The 15,380-nt window shown below is 74.6% G+C and carries 11 protein-coding genes; 5 read left to right on the top strand and 6 right to left on the bottom strand.

Going from position 1 to position 15,380, the window contains the following annotated elements; all coding sequences use genetic code 11:
* Nucleotides 1-15: 15 nt before the first annotated feature.
* On the bottom strand, nucleotides 16-1,593 hold the full coding sequence (locus J5Y04_RS15090; RefSeq protein WP_209412514.1) for a class I adenylate-forming enzyme family protein: 1,578 nt from the start codon (nucleotides 1,591-1,593) through the stop codon (nucleotides 16-18).
* A 143-nt stretch (nucleotides 1,594-1,736) separates the two neighbouring features.
* Between J5Y04_RS15090 and J5Y04_RS15085 the strand changes: the two genes are divergently transcribed.
* The 3 genes from J5Y04_RS15085 to J5Y04_RS15075 all read left to right on the top strand — a co-directional run bounded on the left by J5Y04_RS15085 (nucleotide 1,737) and on the right by J5Y04_RS15075 (nucleotide 6,538).
* Nucleotides 1,737-2,624 carry a LysR family transcriptional regulator gene (locus J5Y04_RS15085; RefSeq protein WP_209412513.1) on the top strand — a complete coding sequence of 296 codons (888 nt, stop codon included), beginning with the start codon at nucleotides 1,737-1,739 and terminating at the stop codon, nucleotides 2,622-2,624.
* 351 nt (nucleotides 2,625-2,975) lie between these two features.
* Nucleotides 2,976-6,191, top strand: a complete 3,216-nt coding sequence (locus tag J5Y04_RS15080; RefSeq protein WP_209412512.1) for an SNF2-related protein — start codon at nucleotides 2,976-2,978, stop codon at nucleotides 6,189-6,191.
* Between the two features lie 176 nt (nucleotides 6,192-6,367).
* Nucleotides 6,368-6,538, top strand: a complete 171-nt coding sequence (locus J5Y04_RS15075; protein WP_209412511.1) for a hypothetical protein — start codon at nucleotides 6,368-6,370, stop codon at nucleotides 6,536-6,538.
* 114 nt (nucleotides 6,539-6,652) lie between these two features.
* Here J5Y04_RS15075 and sph read toward each other — a convergent pair whose 3' ends face one another.
* From sph to J5Y04_RS15060, 3 genes are all read right to left on the bottom strand, one after another.
* Nucleotides 6,653-7,687, bottom strand: coding sequence for a sphingomyelin phosphodiesterase (sph, locus tag J5Y04_RS15070; RefSeq protein WP_209412510.1), 1,035 nt, complete (start codon nucleotides 7,685-7,687; stop codon nucleotides 6,653-6,655).
* 72 nt (nucleotides 7,688-7,759) lie between these two features.
* Complete coding sequence (locus J5Y04_RS15065) at nucleotides 7,760-9,856, bottom strand: MMPL family transporter (protein ID WP_209412509.1); 2,097 nt, start codon at nucleotides 9,854-9,856, stop codon at nucleotides 7,760-7,762.
* Nucleotides 9,857-10,038: 182 nt separating this feature from the next.
* Complete coding sequence (locus J5Y04_RS15060; RefSeq protein ID WP_209412508.1) at nucleotides 10,039-11,001, bottom strand: deoxyribonuclease IV; 963 nt, start codon at nucleotides 10,999-11,001, stop codon at nucleotides 10,039-10,041.
* A gap of 639 nt (nucleotides 11,002-11,640) precedes the next feature.
* Here J5Y04_RS15060 and J5Y04_RS15055 point away from each other — a divergent pair.
* The gene (locus J5Y04_RS15055) at nucleotides 11,641-12,735 is read left to right on the top strand and encodes a nitrous oxide reductase family maturation protein NosD (protein ID WP_209412507.1); all 1,095 of its coding nucleotides are present in this window, start codon (nucleotides 11,641-11,643) and stop codon (nucleotides 12,733-12,735) included.
* Nucleotides 12,736-12,897: 162 nt separating this feature from the next.
* A complete protein-coding gene (locus J5Y04_RS15050) occupies nucleotides 12,898-13,929 on the top strand; it encodes a methyltransferase (RefSeq protein ID WP_209412506.1) in 1,032 nt (343 codons plus the stop codon).
* Between the two features lie 67 nt (nucleotides 13,930-13,996).
* Here the strand turns inward: J5Y04_RS15050 and J5Y04_RS15045 are convergent, their stop codons facing one another.
* Nucleotides 13,997-14,698, bottom strand: a complete 702-nt coding sequence (locus J5Y04_RS15045) for a class F sortase (protein WP_209412505.1) — start codon at nucleotides 14,696-14,698, stop codon at nucleotides 13,997-13,999.
* A gap of 265 nt (nucleotides 14,699-14,963) precedes the next feature.
* The gene (locus J5Y04_RS15040) at nucleotides 14,964-15,347 is read right to left on the bottom strand and encodes a hypothetical protein (RefSeq protein WP_209412504.1); all 384 of its coding nucleotides are present in this window, start codon (nucleotides 15,345-15,347) and stop codon (nucleotides 14,964-14,966) included.
* Nucleotides 15,348-15,380 lie beyond the last annotated feature (33 nt).

Here is a 15,380-nt window from a genome sequence, read left to right as displayed (position 1 = left end):
CCGCCGCTGCCCGGCCTACCGGTCGCCGGAGCCGCCGAGCGTGGTGCGGAGCAGTTTGCGGTCGGGCTTGCCCGCGTCGGTGAGCGGCAGGCGGTCCAGGACGTGGACGGCGGCCGGCGCGTACATCGCGCCCAGCCGGTCGGTGACCCAGGCGCGGACCAGTGGCCGGTCCGGGTGCGGGCCGACGGCCGACGGGACCACGGCGACGTGCAACTCCTCGCTCCCATCGGCCCGTTGGACACCGAAGGCGGAGCACTGGGCGACGGCGGGGTGGGTGAGAAGCGCCTGTTCCACCTCTGCCGGGTAGACGTGCCCGCCCACGACGATGACCATCTCCTTCAGCCGGTCGACCAGGTGGAGGTAGCCCGCGCCGTCGAGGTGGCCGACGTCCCCGGTGCGGACCCAGCCCTCGTGCAGCACCTCCGCGGTGAGGTCCGGGCGGCGCCAGTAGCCGCTCATCACCATGGGGGTGCGGACGTGGATCTCCCCGTTCTCGCCGGCGGGCAGGACGGCCCCGGCCGGGTCCCGGACCTCGATCTCGACCCCGGGGTCCGGCCGGCCCGCGGTGATCCGCCCGCCCGGGCCGGTCACCGTGTGCTCGTCCGGCCCGACCTCGGCGATGTTCCCGGCCTCGGTCTGCCCGTACCAGCCGTGCAGCACCGGCCCGAAGGCCTCCGCGGCCTGCCGCAGCCGTTCGGCGGAGGCGACCGTGCCCCCGTAGAAGAGCCGCCGCAGCGAGGAGAGGTCGGTGCCGGCTGCGGTCGGGTGGTCCAGCAGCTCGTACAGCATCGGTGGCAGCAGCCACAGGTCGGTGATGCGCTCCCGCTCCAGCGCGGTGAGGACGTCGCCCGGTTCGAAGCCGGGCCGCAGCACCACGGTGCCCCCGGCGAGCAGCGCCGCGTCGGCGAGGATGCCGGCCATGTGTGCGAGGGAGGTGCAGGCCAGGGCGCGGGGCGGCGCGTCGGCCCGGAGTCGTCCGGCGAGCCGGTCGAGCAGCTGCCGGTAGGGCCCGTGCGTCAGGGGGATGCCCTTCGGGATCCCGGTGGTGCCCCCGGTGAAGCGAAGGCACCAGTCGTCCTCGGGCCGCACACGGTCCACGGAGGCGTCGGCGCCGGGGGCGGCTTCCGGGGCAACGACGTGGGCAGCGCCGGGGGCCACGGCCGTGCCCGGCAGTGGGGTGCCGAGCGTGAGCACCGTCGGGACCCGCACCCGTGCGAGCAGTGCCCCGGCCGCGGCCTGACAGGCCGGGTCGACCAGCAGCACGGTGGCGTCCGCGCTCGCGACGATCTCCGCCTGCACCGCCGCGGACATGCCCGCGCCCAGGAAGAGCACCCGGGCGCCGAGCAGGTTCGCGGCATAGCGTGCGACGACGGCCTCCGGCAGGTCGCCGGTGAGGAACGCCACGCTGTCTCCGCGCCGGACGCCGTGAGCGGCCAGGCCGGCGGCGGTGGCGCGGACCTCGTCGTGGAGCGCACCGGCCGTGACGGTGCGGCCGTCGGCGCCGACCAGCGCGGGCCGCCCGGGTTGCCGGAGCAGGGTCGCGAGGATGCCGTCGACATAACTTTCGAACGGTGGAGTGGAGTTGGCGGGCATGGTGGCGTCTCCTTCGACGGTCCTGGCGGATGGCCCTGTCCGGAGGCTAGGCGAACTCCGCTCATCGGCGCCAAGACCGAATCCGGTATGAGATCATGCCTGACCGGTTATCAGAACCGGCCCGGCCGAAGGGGGACGACGGGGTGGACCTGCTCGCTCTGCGCTGCTTCCAGGTCGTCGCCCGGCACGGTCACATCAGCCGCGCCGCCGAGGAGTTGCGCGTTGCCCAGCCTTCGGTGAGCCGGACGATCGCCAGGTTGGAGGCGGAGCTCGGCGTCCTGCTCTTCGACCGCCGCGGCCGACGGATACACCTCAACGACCACGGCGCGGCCTTCCTCCGCCGCGTCGACCGCGCCCTGCGTGAACTGGACGACGGCAAGCGTGAGTTGGCCGAGCTCGCGCAAGGGGGAGGCCGGGTGACGCTGGCCACCGAGACCCTGCTGACCGTCACCGACCTGCTGGCCCGCTTCCGGGCCGCTCACCCCGAGGTCGAGATACGGGTGCGGCAGTCCTCCGTCGATGCGATGGTGCGTCGGCTCCGCACCCGGGAGGTGGATCTCTGCGTCGCCTCCCAGCCGCTCGTGGGGCCGGGGCTGGTGTCCGAACCGCTGCTGCGGGAGGAGGTGCTGCTCGCGGTGCCCGAAGGCCACCGGTTGGCGGGCCGGGACGAGGTCCCGGTCTCCGAGCTGGACGGTGAACCGTTCGTCACCCCGAGCCGGGGCCACTGGCAGCGGGTCCTCGCCGAGCGGCTCTTCGCGCAGGCCGGCGTGGAGCCGGTGATCGTCTGCGAGGGGGACGAGCCCGGCGCCGTCGTCAACCTGGTCGCCGCGGGCATGGGCGTCGCCCTGCTGCCCGCGATGGCGCGTGCCTCGGAAGTCCGGGCGCCTCTCCGCTGGGTGCGGCTCGCCGAACCGGGCTGCCACCGCGAACTGCGCCTCGTCCGCGACGGCGCCGCCCACCACCCGGCCGCCGCCCGCCTCTTCGGCGCCTTCGCAGTCCACCACTTCGGCCGGACGGCCACGGGGGTGTGAGCGCCGCCGGGGCCTGGGCGCCGCGGGGTCCCGAGCGTCGCGGGGGTCGGACGGCCGCCGGATCCTGAGCGCCGCGGGAGCCCGACCTCTGCGGGGGCCAGACCTCCGCCGAGTCCGGCAGCGGCACCGATCGCGTGGCCAACCGCTCACGCCACCCATGGTGGGGCACGGCCGGGCCCGCCCGTCCCGTTCGCTCGGCCACCTTGCCCCGTCCCGTTCGCTCGGCCACCTTGCCCCGTCCCGTTCGGTCGGCCACCTCGCCCCGCCGCCTTGTCGGACCCCGCGGTTAGGGTGGAAATGCCACTGCCACCGCAGTGCCGCCACGCCCCGTCTCGTCCGGAAGGCCCGCCCATGTACGCCCTGCACGCGCTCTGGCGAGCCGACGGCCGCCTCGCGCTCTGGGCGGAGGACGCGCAGGCGTACCGGACCGGGCGGGCGGCGGCGCGCCGCGCGGAGGGCGGAGCGCATCCGTACGCCTGCACCGCGGGGGAGGTCGCGCGGCTGCTCGGGGCGATCGGGCCGGGGCTCGACTGGCTGGCCGGCCAGGGCGCCGAGCGCTGGACCGGGCTTCTCCTGCCGACCCTCGGTGACCGGCCGACCCCCTCGCCCGACCTGCCGGTCGGCCGTGCGCCGCACGGGGTCGTGCTGAGCCCGTGGCGGGTGCCGTCCCTGCTGTTCGACGCCGCGGAGGCGGCCCAGCTGCTGGGTGCGCTGTACGACCCGCACTGGCCGGGTGCGACCGTCGAACTCCCCGGCGCCGGGTCGGTCGAGCTGGCCTACGGCGCCTCGCTGCGCTGGCTCTCCGCCGTGCACGACCTCGCCTGGCGGCTGGTCGGGCGGGGGCTGCTGCTGCCGGCCCTGAGCGAGGAGGCACCGGGGGAGTGGTACGCGCGCTGGCGGCCCGCCCCGGACGCCCCGGCCCGCCGTGAGCTGGCCGCGCTGGCGGCGGGTTGCCCGCCCGTCTGCCGCGCCGAGCACCGGCCGTCCGCACCCGGCTCCTCCGCACCCGGCTCCTCCGCACCCGGTTCCTCCACGGCCGCCTCCTCCACTGCCGGTTCCCCCGCCGCGGCCGGGCCCACCGGCGCCGACCTGGTCACCGGCCTGCTGGAGACCCTGGTCGACCGCGAGGCCCGGGCCGCCCTCGCGGACCTCGAACCGCCCGCCGAGCCCTGGCTGGCCGCCCTCCACGCCGCCGACGGCCTGCTCGGCCAGGCCCCGCCCGCGGACCTCTCCGAACGCCTCACCGCCTGGCGCGGCACCCGGCCCGCGGACAGTCCGCTCCGGCTCAACCTCCGGCTCACCGAGCCACTCGCGCCCGACCTGGACGCCTCAGGACCGGACGCGTCCGGCCTGGATGCGTCCGGCCTGGACTCCTTCGGTCTGGACGCCCGCCACGACACCCCTGACGGGAAGGCCGCCGACGTCTGGCGCCTCGACCTGCTGGTGCAGGCCGTCGACCGCCCCTCCGTGGTCGTCCCCGCCGCCGACCTCTGGTCCGAGGAAGCGGGGTACGCCGTCCTGGCCCGGACCGTCCCCGACCCGGCGGCGGCCTACCTCGCCGAGCTGGAGCGCGCCGCCCGTGTTCACCCGCCACTGGGTACCGCCCTGTTGGGCGCCCGCCCCACCGGCGTCGACCTCGACCGCGACGGCGCCCTGCGGTTCCTGCGCGAGGCCGCTCCCGCCCTCGCCCGGGCCGGTTTCGGCGTGCTGCTCCCGGCCTGGTGGCAGCGGCGCCCCCGGCTCGGGCTCGCCCTCAGCGCAGCCCCGGCCGCCGCGCCGGGCGCGGTCAAGCGCACCGCGCACATCGACCAGGACGACGTGCTGGACTTCCAGTGGCAGCTCTCCCTCGGCGAACTCACCCTGACCGAGGAGGAGTTGGCCGAGCTGGCGGCGGCCCAGCGCGGGCTGGTCCGGCTGCGCGGCCGCTGGATCGAGGTGGACCAGGCCCAACTCGCCGTCGCCGTGCGGTTCCTGGCCGAGCACGGCACCGGCACGATGGCACCGGCCGAGCTGCTCCGGCTGGCCGTCGACGACCGTGCGGCCGTGGACGGGCTGCCCGTCACCGCCGTTCACGCGGCCGGTCCGCTCGGGGAGCTGCTGGCAGGCCGGCCCGGCCCCGCAAGCCGCGTCCCCGAGCTGCCCGCCGGCTTCACCGGGACGCTCCGCCCCTACCAGCGGCGGGGACTGGCCTGGCTGGACGCCCTCGGCCGGCTCGGTCTGGGCGCCGTGCTGGCCGACGACATGGGCCTGGGCAAGACCGTCCAGACCCTCGCCCTGCTCGCCCTGGAGCAGGAGCGCGGCGCGACCGGTCCGGTCCTGCTGGTCTGTCCGATGTCGCTGGTCGGCAACTGGCAGCGGGAGGCCGCCCGGTTCGCCCCGGGCCTGCGCGTGCACGTCCACCACGGCGCGGACCGTACCGCGCCCGACACGTCCGCCGATCTCGTGATCACCACGTACGGGCTGGTCCAGCGCGACGTCGCCGAGCTGCGCCGGGTCCGCTGGCGGCGGATCGTCGCCGACGAGGCGCAGCACATCAAGAACCCGGCGGCCCGGCAGTCCCGGGCGGTCCGCTCGCTGCGGTCCGGCCCCCGGATCGCGCTCACCGGTACACCGGTGGAGAACCGCCTCGCCGAGCTGCACGCCGTCCTCGACTTCGCCAATCCGGGGCTGTTCGGCAGTGCGGAGTCCTTCAAGGAGCGGTTCTCGATCCCGGTCGAGCAGTCCGGCAATGCCGAGGTGGCGGCCAGGCTGCGGCGGCTGGCCGGGCCCTTCCTGCTCCGTCGCAGCAAGAGCGACCCGCTGATCTCCCAGGACCTGCCCGCCAAGCAGGAGTTCACCGTCCGCTGCAACCTCACCGCCGAACAGGCGGGCCTGTACCGGGCGGTGGTCGCCGACCTGTTGCAACGCCTGGCGGGCATCCGCGGGGTGGAGCGCAAGGGTGCGGTGCTGGCGGCGATCGGCCGGCTCAAACAGGTCTGCAATCACCCGGCCCAACTCCTCCATGACGGTACCGAGTTGGCCGGTCGTTCGGGCAAGGTCGAGCGGCTGGTGGAGTTGCTGGAGGAGGCGCTGGCCGAGGGGGACCGGGCGCTGGTCTTCACCCAGTACGCGGAGTTCGGCACCATGCTCCAGCCCTACCTGGGCCGAAGGCTGCGCGAGGAGGTCGCCTACCTGCACGGCGGCGTGCCGAAGGGGCGCCGGGACGAGCTGGTGGAACGGTTCCAACGACCGGACGGGCCGAAGGTCTTCCTGCTGTCGCTCCGCGCGGGCGGCACCGGCCTCAACCTGTCCGCCGCCAACCAGGTGATCCACCTCGACCGCTGGTGGAACCCGGCCGTCGAGGACCAGGCCACCGACCGGGCGCACCGGATCGGGCAGCGCCGCGACGTTCAGGTACGGCGGCTGGTCTGCGCCGGCACCGTCGAGGAGCGGATCGACGGTCTGCTCGCGGCGAAGCGCAGCCTGGCCGACGCCGTGATCGGCGGCGGCGAGCAGTGGCTGGCCGAGCTCTCGACCGAGCGGCTGCGCGAGCTGCTCACCCTGTCGGCCGACGCGATCGGAGAGTGACCCCCGTGATGCCTGAGCTCCCCGCGGTGCCCGAACGCCCTGCGGTGCCTGGACGCCCCGCGGTGCCAGAGCCCCCCGCGGTGCCAGAGCCCCCCGTGGTGCCAGAGCCCCCCGCGGTGCCCGGACGCGCTGCCAGGTCCGGGCGCGCCCCCCGGCCCGCATCCGGTGACCGCCCGTTGGCCGAGTGCCTCGACACCTTCTGGCAGGGGCGCGTACCGCCGCCCGCCGACGAGGCCGGACCGGCCCCGGCCCTCGACGGCCTGGGCCCGTCCGGCATCACCGTCCGAGGGCGGTCCCTGGAGACCACCCTCGGACCGGCCTACCGCCGCTTCACCGGCACCGGCTGAGGCATCGGCCGAGGCGCGGCGCGAAGCACAGGCCGGGGCACCGTCCGCGCGACCCTTCGCGCGGCCGTCCACGCAGCCGTGCACGCAGCCGTGCGCGCGTGGTCGTTCGCCCGCTCAGCCCGCCGACAGCGGGTAGTGGTCGGACAGGTCGGTGTAGGTGTAGCTCTTGCCCCAACTGCTCACCGTCCACGGCGAGCTGTGGAAGCGCACCACCGTGTTGGTGTAGCTCGCCGGCTGCGCGTGGTCGGCACGGTAGAGGACGTAGTCGAGGTCCTCCTTGGGCTCGCCCGGGTAGCGGTAGGCGGCGATCGAGTTGTCGACGGTGTCGAAGGAGTCGGCCCAGCCGTTGCGCGTGGTGGCCGGTGCGACGTTGGCGTTGGCGAGCAGCGAGGGGTACTCGCTGCCGTGCGAGTCGATGTTGAGGTCGCCGGCCAGCAGGACCGGCTCGGCGGCCGGGATGTTCTTGCCGTCGATGAACGCCTTCATCGCCTTGAGCTGTGCCGCCCGGACGGCGGCGGGCTGGCCCGCGGAGCACCCGGTGTCGGTGGACTGCAGGTGGGTGCCGACCACGTGGGTGCGCACGCCGTTGACGTCCAGCACCGCGTAGACGAAGCCCTTGTTCGACCAGTAGTCGCTGCCGCAGGCGTCCTTGAAGACGTACTGCTCCTTGCGCAGGATCGGCCACTTGCTGAGCAGCGTCACCCCGCCGTCCTCCGGGGAGGCGGAGGTGTAGCTGCCGCCGGTGGCGTCCCAGCCGTCGGTCGACCGGCCGACGACCGGGGTGTGGTACGGGTACGCGGCGGAGGCCTGCGAGGTGAGCAGGTCGGAGGCGGCGTTGTCGAAGGCCTCCTGGAGCACGACCACGTCGTGGCCCTGGAAGACGTCGGACGCGGCGATGGCCTTGGCCCGGTAGTCCTGGCCCCAGTTGGGGTACAGGTTCTTGCTCATCAGGAACACGTTGTACGTCAGCACGTTCAGTGCCGGAACCGTGGCGACCGGCGCGGCCGCCGCAGCGGTGACCGGAGTCGTGCCCGCGGCGGTGGTCGCGGAGGCGGCCGGAGCGGCGGCCACCGGGGCGATCAGGGCGGCGGCGACGGTGCAGGCGGCGGCCAGCCGGGTGCCGCGGCGAGGCGTGGTGAAAGTTGGCATGAGCGCAGTCAACGCGGTCCCGGTCACGCCCGGCAAGACTGCGGACGAGAACCGTGTGAACTCGGCGGTAACTTAAAGCTGTCTGGTCAACTCGCTCTCCGGACGGTGGACTTGCTTGGACAACTCGGACGGCCACCACATGTGCCGGTCCAGGTCCATGGTGAGCGCGGTGACCAGCACCGACCGCACCACCAGGGTGTCCAGCAGGACGCCCAGCGCCACGGCGAAGCCGATCTCGGCGAAGCCCACCACCGGCAGTGTGCCGAGCACCGCGAAGGTGCTCGCGAGGATCAGCCCGGCCGAGGTGATCACCCCGCCGGTCGCCGCCAGCCCGGCCACCGCACCGTGCCGGGTGCCGTGGTGCACGGACTCCTCCCGCACCCGGGTCATCAGGAAGATGTTGTAGTCGATCCCGAGCGCGACCAGGAACACGAACACGAACAGCGGGAACGAGTTGTCCTGGCCCTCGAAGTGGAAGACGTGCTCGAAGAAGAACGCGCTGATCCCGAGCGCCGCCGCGTACGACAGCACCACCGTGGCGATCAGCACCAGTGGCGCGGTGACCGCCCGCAGCAGCATCGCCAGGATCACCAGCACCACGCCGAGCACCAGCGGGATGATCGTCCGGTTGTCGTGCGTCGCGGCCCGTCCGGCGTCCAGGATCACCGCCGTGGAGCCGCCCACCTTGGCGTCGGCGTCCGGGACGGCGTGGACGGCCGCGCGCACCCGGTCCACGGTGTCCTTGGCAGCCTGGCTGTCCGGCGGGTCGGCGAGCGTGGCCTTGAACAGCGCCTCGCCCTGCTGCACCACCGGTTCGGACGTCCCGGCCACGCCGGGCGTCGCCGCCGCGGCCGCGCGGACGGCCCCGGCCCCGCCCGCCGTGCTGATCACCGTCAGCGGCGCACCCGTCCCGCCGGGGAAGTGCTGCTCCAGCACCTCCTGGCCGACCACCGAGTCCGGCTTGCCGGTGAAGGTGCCGGCTGTGCTCAGACCGGTGGCGTTGAGCGAGACCAGCCCGACGCAGCAGGCGGCCAGGGCCAGTGCGGTGCCGATCCACACCTTGCGCGGACGGCGGCCGATCCACGTCCCGACGTGCGCCCAACGGCCCGTCCTGGTCGGCTCCGGCGTCCCGAACGCGGGCTTGACCGGCCAGAACACCCAGCGGCCGACGATCACCAGCAGTGCGGGCAGCAGCGTCAGCATCGCGATCAACGCCACCAGCACGCCGATCGCGCAGACCGGGCCGAGGCCGCTGGTGGAGTTCATCTCGGCGATCAGCAGGCAGAGCATCGAGGCGATCACGGTGGCCGACGAGGCGAGGATCGCGGGGCCGGCCCGGTGCAGGGCGAACGCCATCGCCTCGTGCCGGTCCTCGTGCCGTCTCAGCTCCTCCCGGTAGCGGGCGGTCAGGAGCAGCGCGTAGTCGGTGCCGGCGCCGAGGACCAGCACGATCAGGATGCCGGCGCTCTGCGCGTTGACGGTCAGTCCGGCGTGCTGGGCCAGCAGGTAGATGACCGCCTGGGCGACGATCAGGGCCCCGGCGGCCGAGACCAGCGGCAGGGCCCAGAGGACGGGGCTGCGGTAGGTGAGCAGCAGCAGGATGATCACCACGCTGATGGTGGCGGCCAGCAGGGTGCCGTCGATGCCCGCGAAGGCCTCGGCCTGATCGGCGCCGATCCCGGCCGGGCCGGTGACGTGCGTGGCCATGCCCTGGCTGTCGGCTGCGGCGGTGGCGCGCAGGCTGTCCACGGCCGGGCGCAGGTCCTGCCAGCCGCCGGTGCCGATGTCGATCGGCACGGTGGTCTGCATCGCCTTGCCGTCCGTGGAGACCACGGGGCCGACCACCGGCCCCAGCACGTGTGGCGCCCCGGCGAAGGCGGTGGCGTCCCGGGCGGCCTCGGCCCGGTCGGCGAGGGTGATCCCGCTGTCGCGTTGGTACACCACCACGGCCTGCGCGGTGTCCACCGGTTGGAAGGCGCGCTGGGCGTCCAGTACCTGGGTGGACTCGGCATTGCCGGGCAGCCAGCTGGACGCCTGGTTGTCCTCGGCGTTGGTCAGCTTGCCGGCGAGCGGTCCCGCCACCACCAGCAGCACCAGCCAGAGCGCGAGCACCACCCACTTGCTGCGACGACCGCAGGGGAGTGTGGCCAGTCTCCGGGTCGGGCTCATTGCAAACCCCCAGGGGGCTGAGACATCACTCGTTCCAGCCTGCCACCGCCCCGCCGACCCGGCAGCCCGAGTACGCAGTCCGAGCGTTGCCCGAGCGTTGCCCGAGTGCTGTCCCGCCGGCTGGACAGGGCGTTGACGACGGTCCGCCAGGGGCGTAGCCCCCGCCGGGGCCGGGCCGCCCGTCAGGCCGGTACCGCGGCCCGCTCGCGCAGCTCCTTGAGCAGCGCGATGTCGATCGCGTGCCCGGTCCCGTCGCCGCCGTGCCTGCGGTCCGGGGTCTCCACCACCAGCGGGACCCCGGCCGTCTCCGGGTGCTCGAAGAGCTCGCGGAACGGCTCCGCGCCGATCCGTCCCGCGCCGATGTTGGCGTGCCGGTCCTTGCGGGCGCCGACCTCGTCCTCCGAGTCGTTGGCGTGGATCAGTCGCAGCCGGCCCGGCCCGGCGGCCGCCACCAGGGCGTCCAGCGCCTCCCGGACGCCGCCCGGCGCCGCCAGGTCGTGGCCGGCCGCGAAGGCGTGGCAGGTGTCCAGGCAGACCCCGACCTTCGGGTGGCCGTCCAGCGCGTCCACGTACGCGGCCAGGTCCTCCATCCGCGAGCAGAGCGAGCTGCCCTGACCGGCCGTCGGTTCCAGCAGCAGCCAGGGCGCGTCCTCGCCCAGGGCGTCCAGCTCGTCCAGCAGCGGGCGGACGTCCGCGCGGACCTGCGCCATCGCCTCGGCCCGCCGGGAGCCGCCGCCCGGGGCCGTGCCGACCGCCGAACCGGTGTGCAGCACCACGCCCAGGGCGCCGATCGCGTGGCCGCGCAGCAGGGAGTGGCACAGCGAGACGGCCGAGCGCTCACGGGTCGCCGCGGTGTCCGAGCCGAAGTTGATCAGGTACGGCGCGTGCACGTACGCCGGGATGCCCTGTTCGGCGCAGGCGGTGCGGAACTCCTCGTCCTGCGCCGGGTTGCCCGGGGGAGTGGCCCACCCGCGCGGGTTGGCCACGAACACCTGGACGGCCTCGGCGCCCACGGTCCGCGCGTACGCCAGCCCCGTCCCGGCCAGCCCGCGGGCGGCCACCGGCACGTGGGCCCCGACGGGGTTGCGGACGGCGGTGACCGGTGCGACGGCGGCTGGGGGCGGCAGGACGGCGGCGGTGTTCATGGCCCCGAGCATGCCACGCGGCCCGGAGCCCCCGGCGCGCAGCCGCCTGCACCTGGCATTCGTGCACGTACGAGGCCTTATGAGAAACGGTCCTTCGTTATCGATCGAGTGAACCGGAGGCCCGGACGCCGGCCCGGCCGGAGCCGGGACCGTCACCATCCGTGACAGTGGGCAACCCGGTGGAGGCGGCCGTGACCACCGCCGAAGCCGCCGAGACGGTCGACCTGCGCGCCGCGCGCCTCGTGCAGGACCCGTTCCCCGCCTTCTCCCGGATCCGCGAACGCGCCCCGCCGGCCCGCGGCACCATCCCCGGCGTCGACCCGGTCTCCTCGCCCCGCCGCTCTCCGGGCCCGCGCCCGTCCGGCCCGTACCCGTCCGGCCCGTACCCGTCCGGCCCATGCTCGTCCGACCCATACCCGTCCGGCGCGCGCCCGCCCGTACCGTCCGGCCCGCCCTGCGGGCCCCCGCCCCCGGCCATTTGCCGACGCCCCGTCAGTCCTGCAGCCCAGCCCTGGTGGCGGGCCCACCCGCGCGCCCATAGCGTCGATGCGACCGACATCCACCGGCCGTCATCTCTCGCTCACACCGCGTCACCGCGCCGGCGTTCCCGCGAGCGCGTCAGAAAGCAGGTCACCACTCATGCCCACGCGACGGGTCCACCACCTCGCCGCGGCCACCGCCGCCGCCACGACCGCCCTCACCAGCGCCCTCACCACCCTCGCCGTCGCGCCCCCGGCCCACGCCGCGGGCGCCCTTCACCTCGTCCAGCCGGGCGAATCGATTCAGCAGGCCGTCGACTCCGCCCGGCCCGGCGACACCGTCCAGCTGCTCGCGGGCACCTACCGCGGCAGCGTCCGGATCACCACCCCCGGCCTCACCCTGCGTGGCGTCGGTCCGCAGAGCGTGATCGCCCCCGGCACCGCCGCCGACGGCACCGCCGGCGACTCCGTCTGTGCCGCCGCGGGCCACGGCCTCTGCGTCGCCGGCACCGACGACAACCGGCTCGACGGGGTCACCGTCGAGGCCCTCGCCGTCACCGGCTTCACCAAGAACGGCATCAACGCCAGCTCCACCACCGCCATGACCGTGCGCGCGACCCACGTCCACGACAACGGCCTGCAGGGCATCAGCCAGGAGAAGTCGACCCGCGCCGTCATCGTCGGCAACGAGTCGGCCCGCAACGGTCAGTCCGGCGTCTTCCTCGCCAACAGCGTGGTCAACGAGGGCGGTGCCACCGACACCGAGGGCACCGTGGTCAGCGGCAACCGGCTCTCCGGGAACCGGATCGGCGTCACCGTCCGCCGCCTGCGCGACCTGAGCATCGAGGCGAACGACATCCACGGCAACTGCGGCGGCGTCTTCATCGTCGGCGACGAGGGCGTGCCGCGGGCCGGCGCGTTGAGCATCGCCCGCAACAGCGTCGTCGCCAACAACAACTACTGCCCGCCCAACCCGCGGCTCGACTACATCCAGGGCACCGGAATCCTGCTCACCGGCGCCGAGGACACCTCGGTGACGGAGAACGACGTCCGCGACAACGTCGGCGCCTCGCCGATGTCCGGCGGCATCGTGCTCTTCCGCAGCCTGGTCGGCGCGCCCAACGCCCGCAACACCATCAGCGGCAACCACGCGGTCGGCAACGGCCCGGCCGACCTGGTCGACGCCGACACCGGCACCACCAACACCTTCGCCCGCAACCACTGCGCGCTGTCCTCGCCCGCCGGCCACTGCTGAACCCGCTGCGCCCGCAGGACCCCGGCCGCGCGCCCCGGCCGCCGGCCCCCTCAGCCCTGAGGGGGCCGGCCCCCGAGGACCCCGGCCCACACCCCCCCCGAGGACCCCGGCCCACAGCCCCCCGAGGACCCCAGCCCCTTCTCACCAGCAGAAAGACGGCACATGACCACCGCACCCGCCACCACCCCGCAGGCCGCGATGCGCCTGCGGGAGCTCGTCTTCGGCGCCGCCTGCGCCGCCGCCGTCCGTGCGGCCGCCCGGCTCGGCGTCGCCGACGCGCTCGGCGACACCCCGACCACCGTCACCGACCTCGCGGCCGCGCTCGACACCGAGCCCAAGCCGCTGCGCCGCCTGCTCCGCGCCCTCACCTGCTACGGCGTCTTCCAGGAGACCGGCGACGACCGCTTCGAGCACACCGAGATGTCCCGCCTGCTGCGCGAGGACGCCCCGAACAGCCTGCGCTACATCTCCCTCTGGTGCACCGAGCCGTGGACCTGGGAGGCCTGGCCGAAGCTGGACGAGGCGGTCCGCTCCGGCCGCAACGTCTTCCCCGAGCTCTTCGGCAAGGAGTTCTTCGACTACCTGCACAGCGACGCGGGCGACTCGGCCAAGGTCTTCGACAAGGCGATGACCACCTCCAGCCGCCAGTCGGCCGCCGACTTCGCCGCCTACCTCGACCTCACCGGGATCGACTCGGTGGTCGACATCGGCGGTGGCCAGGGCCACGTGCTCGCCAGCCTGCTGGAGAAGCACCCGGCGCTGCACGGCACCCTGCTCGACCTGCCCAAGGTGGTCGCCGGTGCGGACCCGCGGCTGCGCGACGGCGGCGCCTACGCCGCCCGGGCCCGGCTGGTGCCCGGCGACTGCCGGGTGGACATCCCGGTCCGCGCCGACCTCTACATCATCAAGAACATCCTGGAGTGGGACGACGAGAGCACCCGTCGCACCCTCGCCAACGTGGTCGCCGCGGCCCGCCCGGGCGCCCGCGTCGTGGTGGTCGAGAACCTGGTCGACGACAGCCCGTCGATGCGCTTCACCACCGCCATGGACCTCATGCTGATGCTCAACGTCGGTGGCGCCAAGCACTCCGAGCAGAGCCTGGTGCGGCTGATGGAGGAGGCCGGCCTGGCGGTCGCCGAGGTCCGCCCGGTCAACCCGTACCTGCACGCCTTCGAGGCCACCGTCCGGGGCTGACTCCGGGCCCGCCCACGACGGGACCGCCCGCACCGGGTACACGGTGCGGGCGGTCCCGTCGTACGGCTCAGGCCTTGCGCGAGGACTCCAGGTGCGCGAAGACCACCACGTTGTCCAGGTAGTCCTTGCGCTTCCGGTCGTACGTGCCGCCGCAGGTGATCAGCCGCAGCTGGGCGTCGGGCGTCTTCCCGTAGACCTTCTGGTCGGGGAAGGCGTCCTTGGCGAATGTCTCCACCGAGTCCACCAGGAAGACGGCGACCGTGCCGTCCGCCCGCTGCACCTCGACCCTGTTCCCCGGCAGCAGCAGGCTGAGCAGCAGGAACACCGCGGGGCCCTTGTTGGTGTCCACGTGCCCGGCCACCACGGCGCTGCCGCGTTCACCCGGGGTGACGCCGTCGCGGTACCAGCCGACCAGGTTCTTGTCGTCCGGAGGCGGCGCGTTGAGCTGCCCGGCCGGGTTGAGCGTCAGCTCGGTGAACGGTGCGTCCACGGCGATCTGCGGGATCCGCAGCCGGGTCGGCTTGGACCGCTTCAGCGGGGGCGCGACGGGCCCGGGAGCCGCCTTGGCCGGTGACTGGGCGGACGCCGGGGAGGCGGGCGCCCCGCCGGGTGACGCGCCCGCGGTGGCCGCCGGGGGAGCGGCCTGGCCGGGCGCGGGATCGGCGGAGGGTGCGGCGTCCACCGAGTTGTAGATCAGCAGCAGACCGGCCGCCGCCGCGCCCATACCCGCGCGCAGCAGCCGGGAAGTACCAGGGACCAGACCGGCCATCACTCCACTCCTCGGCCTTCACGTCGACACACCGGCAACGGTGGCGTACCTGCGGCACCGGCGTACCGGCAGCCCCGCCATGCCTGCGGCCACGGCGTACCGGCGGCGCCGCCGTACCCGTGGCCCTGGCGTACCTGCGGCGCGGCCCCGGAACGGTGCCGTGGGGCATCGCCCCGCGCGCCCCCGCCGTGGCCGCCGGGGAAGCGGCGGCCACGGCGGGGAGGCGACGGGACGTGGCTTGCGGCGCCGGAGCCGGCGCCGCGGGTCAGATCGCGGCGCCGGCGGAGCGGCGGCCCTTGCGCAGGGCGATGGCGCCCGCGCCGAGGCCGCCCAACAGCAGGACGGCGCCGGAGGCGAGGCCGCCGCCGGACAGGGCCAGGCCGCCGCCGCCGGTGTGCACGCCGCCGTGCGGGGTCTTCTCCTCGGCCTTCTTCTCCTCGCCCGAGTAGCCCGAGGAGCCCGAGGAGGAGGAGTCCTTGTCCTGCTTCTCGTCCCAGGTCTTCTGGCCGTCGGGGCTGGCGGCCTTGTCCTGCTTCTCCTGCCAGGTGAGGTTCTTGTCGGAGCCGTCGGCGAAGGCGGCGGGGGCACCGACGGTGAGGGCGGCAGCGGCCACGACGGCTCCGGCGAGCAGTGTGCGGGCAGAACGCATGATGATGATCCTTCCGGCGCGGAGCCGCGACAG

Source organism: Kitasatospora sp. RG8, from assembly GCF_017813315.1.
In the GTDB taxonomy this organism is placed as follows: domain Bacteria; phylum Actinomycetota; class Actinomycetes; order Streptomycetales; family Streptomycetaceae; genus Kitasatospora.
Note: the sequence above shows the minus strand (reverse complement) of the source record. Positions and strands in the feature narration are given on the sequence as shown.